General features: G+C 73.3%; 7 protein-coding genes. 5 read left to right on the forward strand and 2 right to left on the reverse strand.

The features are described from left to right. Positions 1-75: 75 nt before the first annotated feature. The 4 genes from ACWC94_RS42145 (at position 76) to ACWC94_RS42160 (ending at position 2,568) form a co-directional block, all read left to right on the forward strand. Complete coding sequence (locus tag ACWC94_RS42145; protein ID WP_450803062.1) at positions 76-591, forward strand: hypothetical protein; 516 nt, start codon at positions 76-78, stop codon at positions 589-591. Positions 592-689: 98 nt separating this feature from the next. Further along, positions 690-1,703: an iron-containing redox enzyme family protein gene (locus ACWC94_RS42150; protein WP_450803064.1), complete on the forward strand. Its 1,014-nt coding sequence runs from the start codon at positions 690-692 to the stop codon at positions 1,701-1,703. A gap of 24 nt (positions 1,704-1,727) precedes the next feature. Next, on the forward strand, positions 1,728-2,378 hold the full coding sequence (locus tag ACWC94_RS42155) for a HemK2/MTQ2 family protein methyltransferase (RefSeq protein ID WP_450803066.1): 651 nt from the start codon (positions 1,728-1,730) through the stop codon (positions 2,376-2,378). Next, a complete protein-coding gene (locus tag ACWC94_RS42160; protein ID WP_450803068.1) occupies positions 2,359-2,568 on the forward strand; it encodes a CDGSH iron-sulfur domain-containing protein in 210 nt (69 codons plus the stop codon). Before ACWC94_RS42155 ends, ACWC94_RS42160 begins: the two co-directional genes overlap by 20 nt. Before the next feature lie 198 nt (positions 2,569-2,766). Here ACWC94_RS42160 and ACWC94_RS42165 read toward each other — a convergent pair whose 3' ends face one another. Beyond that, positions 2,767-3,198, reverse strand: a complete 432-nt coding sequence (locus ACWC94_RS42165) for a subtilase-type protease inhibitor (protein WP_450803070.1) — start codon at positions 3,196-3,198, stop codon at positions 2,767-2,769. A gap of 511 nt (positions 3,199-3,709) precedes the next feature. On the opposite strand from ACWC94_RS42165, the gene ACWC94_RS42170 reads away from it, so the two are divergent. After that, positions 3,710-4,405: an alpha/beta fold hydrolase gene (locus tag ACWC94_RS42170; protein ID WP_450803071.1), complete on the forward strand. Its 696-nt coding sequence runs from the start codon at positions 3,710-3,712 to the stop codon at positions 4,403-4,405. Positions 4,406-4,493: 88 nt separating this feature from the next. Here ACWC94_RS42170 and ACWC94_RS42175 read toward each other — a convergent pair. Beyond that, positions 4,494-5,257, reverse strand: a 764-nt coding sequence (locus ACWC94_RS42175) for an RICIN domain-containing protein (RefSeq protein WP_450803073.1), incomplete at its 5' end; no start/stop codon positions are given.

Raw genomic sequence — 5,257 nt, forward strand, 5'->3', positions numbered from 1 at the left:
TCTTGCGAGACATGCGCGGCTCAATCTCAGAGAGGGGCGAGGGGGGTCTGTCGGGTCCGGGGTCAGCCGAGACCCGTGGCGGCCGGCCTGCCGCCCCTGGCACCCGTGGCGCCCTTCGCCCGGTTCGCCCTGGAGAGGGTCCGCACACCCCCACCGCCCGCGCGGCCGGTGGCGAGCGGCCCCGACCGGCACGTGCACCGCCGTCCGGTCAGCGTCGCGGTCGTCGCTGCACTCACCGGACAGGGCCTGCCGCCCGCCCGGCCGGCGCTCATCGGTCACGCCTCCGGCGGCCGGTTGCCGACCTGGGGGTTCGCCCGCCGGCACGAGGAGGAACCCCTTGGCGGGACGCTTGAGACGGCACGGGCGGGTAACCCGTGGTGGATCAAGACGTCGGCTACGACGGGAGGAGACGCCATGCCCGGCGGGAACGGCGGGAACGAACACGAGGAGCGGCCCGAGACGGCCCTGGAGGAGGTGCTCCGGGAGGTCGAGGAGGCCGAGAAGCGCGACGAGGCCAAGGCCTCGCGAGGTGAGGCCGGCGACGCCATCACCCCGAACACCGCGGCGCAGGAGCAGGCGGGAGGCGAGTGAGACGGCCGGGCCGGCGGCTCACTCATGCGCGTGCCACGCGTCTAGGAAGGGCCGGAGGGCCCACTGATGCCTGACGGACGCGGGGGTACCCGAGCCCCATGAACAGCCACCCACGAGGACCCCGGTTGCCCCCGCCCCGTGGCCCTCTGTCCACGGCGGTCGCCGCGTACCTGCGGGACAGGGGCCCCCTCCCCCACCCCGAGGACGCCGAGGCCGCGGACCCCTACGGCGACGACCCGCAGCTCGCCCTCTACCTGTGCTACGAGCTGCACTACCGGGGCTTCGCCGGTGTCGGCCCGCAGTTCGAGTGGGACCCCGGGCTGCTGCGCGTCCGCGCCGCGCTGGAGCGGCGGTTCCTGGCCGCACTGCGCGCCGACACGCCGGGCCACGACAGCCTCGACGACGCGCTCGCCGCGCTCCTCGTCGAACCGGCCGAGGGCACCGGGGTCACCCATTTCCTGTGCGCCGAGGGCGAGTTGTGGCACCTGCGCGAGTACGCCGCCCAGCGTTCCCTGTACCACCTGAAGGAGGCCGACCCGCACGCCTGGGTGCTGCCCCGGCTGTGGGGACGGGCCAAGGCGGCGATGGCGGCGGTGGAGTTCGACGAGTTCGGCGGCGGCCGGGCCGACCGGGTGCACGCGCGCCTGTTCGCCGCGCTGATGACGGACCTGGGCCTGGACACCGCCTACGGCCGCTATCTGGACGCGGCCCGCGCGGAGATGCTGGCCGTCGTCAACCTGATGTCGCTGTTCGGCCTGCACCGGGAGTTGCGCGCCGCGCTGGTGGGCCACTTCGCCGAGGTGGAGATCACCTCCTCACCGGGTTCCCGCCGGCTCGCCGAGGCCATGCGGCGCACCGGCGCCGGAGCCGCCGCGGAGTTCTTCTACGACGAGCACGTCGAGGCGGACGCGGTGCACGAGCAGGTCGTACGCCACGACGTGATCGGCGGACTGCTCGCCGAGGAGCCGGAACTCGCGACGGACGTGGCCTTCGGGATCGACGCCACCGAGTACCTGGAGGACCGTCTGGGCCGGAGCCTGCTCGCCGACTGGCGCGCCGGGCGCTCGTCGCTGCGGACACCCCTGAAACCGGAAACATCCCATACATCCTGAATGTCCGGGTACCCGCGCGGTGTGATGGCAGTGGTGCTCCCGGGCGTGTACGCCCCACAGGACGACACGGAGCTGCTGGCCGAGGCCCTCCGTGAGGAGGCTCCGCCGCCCGGTGCGCGTGTGCTCGACGTCGGGACCGGCAGCGGGGCACTGGCCCTGGAGGCGGCCCGGCAGGGCGCCGAGGTGACCGCGGTGGACGTGTCCCGCATGGCGGTGTGGACAACACGGGTGAACGCGTGGCTGGCCCGGCTTCCGGTGCGGATCCGGCGCGGCAACCTCTTCGCACCGGTCCACGGCCGCACGTACGACCTGATCCTCGCGAACCCCCCGTACGTTCCGGCACCCGACGCCGGTCGCCGCCCGCGCGGCAGGTCCCGGGCCTGGGACGCGGGCCGGGACGGCCGGCTGCTGCTGGACCGGATCTGCCGGGACGCGCCCGCACTGCTGCGCCCCGGGGGCGTGCTGCTGACGGTGCATTCCTCGCTGAGCGATCCCTACCGCACGCTGGAGCTGCTGCGTGCCGCGGGCCTGAAGGCCGCGGTGACCCGGCGCCGCTGGATCGCCTTCGGTCCGGTGCTGCGCTCCCGGGAGGACTGGCTGCGCGGGTGCGGTCTCATCCTGCCGGAGGAGGACAGGGAGGAGTTGGTGGTCGTCCGTGCCGAACGAACGCGCTGACCGGGCCCGTCGGATCACCGTGCAGCGGCGGGGGCCGATGCTGGTGGAGGGACCGGTCGAGATCGAGTTGGAGGACGGCACGACGGTCTTCTCGGACCGTTTCCGTGTCGCTCTGTGTACCTGTCGGCGCAGTCGCCGCTACCCGTGGTGCGACACGAGTCACCGGCGCAAGACCAAGGACACCGACTGAAACCGCCTGTTTTTCGCCGCCCCCCGGGAAGGCCCCCCACGGGCCCGCCCGGGGAGCGGCTGTGTGCCCGGAATCCGGCGGGCGGCCCCACTCCGCCCGTCGGTTCCGGTGCGAGATCGCAGGTACCCCGCTCCAGGGGCCGCACTCCCCAGTTGCGGACCTGATCCGGCGTGTGCGGGGACACGTGCGATCCCGGTCTCAGAAGGCGAAGACGCCGTTGCCGATGGCGTCACGCTCACAGCTGTTGCCGAAGGTGCGCTCGTACGAGACGCGTTTGCCCTGCCAGACGCCCTGGACGGTCACGACGACCGGGCTGTACAGCTTGTTGCACCACACGTCGCCGGCCTTCAGGGCGTTGAAGTCGCCGCCGGTGCCGCGCAGCTCTGCGCAGGCCTGGGCCGCGGCCGGGTGAGTGCCGGAGGCCGTGGGGGCGCACGTCAGTGTGACGGCGCGCTCCGGGGTGACCGTGGCCGCGTCGCTGCCGTGGCCGGTGGTGAGGACCAGGGCCGAGGGGGCGTAGAGCGACGACGGGGCGGCGCCCGGTGCAGCGACGGCGGCCCCGGTCAGGGGTCCGCAAACGGCGGCGGCCGTAAGGCCGAGGGCCGCTGCCCAGCGCGCGGTGTTCCGCATTGTGTGCATCCTTCCGCTCGAACTGACGAGGTGCCGGCCCGGACCCGGTCGGACCGGGGCGGCGAGCGCCACTCTGCCGAGTCCGCCGCCGAAACTCACATCGAACCCATGCGTTTCGGTAACCTTTCGTGTTGAAGTAGTGGCGTGAAGTCACGGAATCCGCACACCGTGACCCAGGAACTGAGCGGGTTCGGCCCTTCCGCGCCGTCCGGATGGCTGAAAATCAGCGCTTCGTTAATCGTCCTGAAACATTCCGACTCCGCCCGCGCCAAACCCCTTCGTGACGCCTTGTGTTCATGAAATGATCACCGTGATCGTCGGCCGCGGCCGGGGTGATCACGAGAACCTCACCGGTCTCTGCCGTCGGCGGGTGCCGAGCCGGTCGAGGTCCTGCTCTTCCCGCCGAGGCTCCGCTCAGAGGCGCACCCGCTCGCCGGGCGCCTGCGTCCGGAATGGTCAACTCCTGGTCTCGACCGCGCAGTTACCGGATCTGTCCGGTACGTTGACGGTCATGACCGACTTCGTACTGGTGGCGGGCGCCTGGCTGGGGGCGTGGGCGTGGGACGAGGTGGCGGCCGATCTGCGCGCCGCCGGCCACGAGGTACACGCCCTCACCCTGTCCGGGCTCGCCGAGAAGAGCGAGTTGCCCGCGGGACAGCAGACCCATGTGCAGGACGTCGTGGACGAAGTCGAGCGGCTGGACCTGCGGGATGTCGTCCTGGTCGGGCACAGCTACTCGGGCGTGCCGGTCGGGCAGGCGGCCGAGCGGATCGGCGACCGGTTGCGCCGGGTGGTGTTCGTCGACTCCAACCTGCCCGCGGACGGGGTGTCGTTCCTCGACGGATTCCCCAGCGACCACATCCGCACCGCTCTGACCGGGCACGACGGCGTATGGCCGCTCCTCCCGGCGACGGCCTACGCCCACCAGGACCTCACGGACGAGCAGATCGCCCGTCTCATCGGCGAGGGCACCCCGCACCCGGCCGCCACCCTGACCGAACCGGCCGTACTCAAGCGGCCCTTGGCCGAACTTCCGGCGACCTATGTCAAGTGCCTCCTGGACGGCCGCGATCCCCTGCCCGCCGTGGCCGAGGCGCTGCGGGGCGGACGCTGGGACCTGGCCGAGCTGAACACCGGTCACTGGCCGATGTTCTCCACGCCCCACGAGCTGGCCCGCATCCTGGACGGGGCGGCCGCCCGCCGCTGAAGCCGCCGTCCGCCCGTACCGGCCGACACTGCTCGGGCCGGCTGGAAGGCACCCCACCTCACAGCCGGCCTGATCCGAACGACAGGGCCTAGGCGTGCCGCCCGGACAGCGTCGCGGGCCGTGCCACTGGACCCCCCGTACCCGCGACCGACAGGGAGCCGGGGCTCGCCGAGGGCGTGTCGGCCGCCCAGCGCTGGCCGGCGGAGCGGTCGCGGACCTTGACGACGAGGTCGGCGCCCGCGTTCCCGGCGGAGGCGGCGAGGGCCAGGGTGCGGTCCCAGTGGGGCAGCAACTCGCCCTGCGCGGTGAGGTCGTAGCGCACGTCGTCGGCCCGCGGGGAGCCGGCGTCGGCGCAGGTGCCGAGGATCACCACGCCGGCGTCGGCGTGCGAGTCCAGGCACAGCCCCGAGTCGGCCGCGCTGCGCAGCGACCCGTCGGCGTCGTACGTCCACTGCTGGCTGAGGGCCGGGGAGCAGACGGCGAGGACCGGGCTCGCCCCGGCCTTCGGCGTGCCCTCGATGTCCAGGCACAGCCCGGCGGCGGCGTTGCGCAGCCGGGTGGGGCGGCCGGCCGTGGGCAGCCCCGCGGTGGCGGAGGGCGGTGAGGACCGGCCCGCGGCGGTGCCGGGGACGGCGCCGGTGGAGGCGGCCGGGTCCGTGCCGTCGCCGCCGTCCGGCCATACGCTGATCGCGAGGACGGTCGCCAGCAGCCCGGCCGAGGCGACGCCGACCCCGGTGAGCAGCGCCCTGGAGGACCAGGCGGTGCCGGGGCATCCGCCGCACAGCTCCTTCGCGGTGAGGTCGGTCATCTCGGCCCCGGTGAACCCGAAGGGCCGAAGGATCCGGAACAGCT

This window comes from Streptomyces sp. NPDC001135, assembly GCF_053598395.1.